Annotated in this window: 1 protein-coding gene; it reads left to right on the forward strand. The window is 51.8% G+C overall.

What is annotated here, in order from left to right; genetic code table 11:
* Positions 1–918 (forward strand): IS110 family transposase (locus tag CIK89_RS05860; protein ID WP_094390469.1); only part of this gene is annotated, 918 nt, incomplete at its 5' end.
* Between the last annotated feature and the right edge of the window lie 68 nt (positions 919–986).

A 986-nucleotide genomic window follows, 5' to 3' on the forward strand; every position in this document is an offset into this window, starting at 1 on the left:
CCCTATTTCATCAAGCAGCTTCCCGGTCACAAGAGCGACGTGAAAGATGCACAGTGGATAGCCGAGTGCATGATGAAGGAACTGGTGCGCGGCAGTTTCGTTCCCCCTGAGCGCATCCAGCAGCTCCGTCTGTACGACCGTCGCATTTACGACCTTGATGATGAGATCATCCGTAAGCTGGCCAAGCTGGATGCGGCGGTGCAGCGGTGTAATATCCGTCTGAGCAATTATGTGTCAAACACGGATTCCGTAAGTTACAAGAGCGTGATAGACAAGATATGCGAGGGCGTGACATCCCCCGAGGAACTGGTTAAGGAAGTGCACGGGCGTATCATAAACCGTCATGGCAGGGAAACCATAATCGCATCGCTCAAAGGGTGCGTCACGGAGGCCGACATAGACATCATGGCTCAGCTCAAGGCGGAAATTGACATGGCAGAGGCGCACAAGCAGAAGTGCATGGACAAGATGCAGGAGATTTGCGAGAAAAAATACTCCGAGCAGCTGAGGAACCTTCAGACCGTTCCGGGGGTGAAGATGAGAGCCGCCACATCATTAATCGCAGAGATTGGCACAGACATGAGCCACTTCGAGACGGCAAACCATCTTTCATCATGGGCGGGACTGAAGCCTCGCAACGACCAGTCAAACAAGACTATCAAGTCACGGCGCATCACGCATGGAAACCGTTACCTGAGACGGACAATCATCCAGTGCGCATGGGGCGCAAGCCGAACCAAGGGCTGCTTCTTCAGCCGTTTCTCCTACCATCAGACACAAGTCAGAAAAAAGAACAAGATGAAAGTGGTTGTAGCCATATCACGCAAAATGCTCGTCTGCGCTTGGCACATCCTCAAAGAAGGAGTCGGCTATAAGGACTTTGACAACATGATTTTGACACCCTGCACTAAAGGGTGACAAGATATACCAGCCGTGCCAAGGCTACTATCTTTGTGGTGGTGACACCCCGTGATTGCAAATTAACC

Source organism: Prevotella sp. P4-119, from assembly GCF_002251345.1.
In the GTDB taxonomy this organism is placed as follows: Bacteria; Bacteroidota; Bacteroidia; order Bacteroidales; family Bacteroidaceae; genus Prevotella.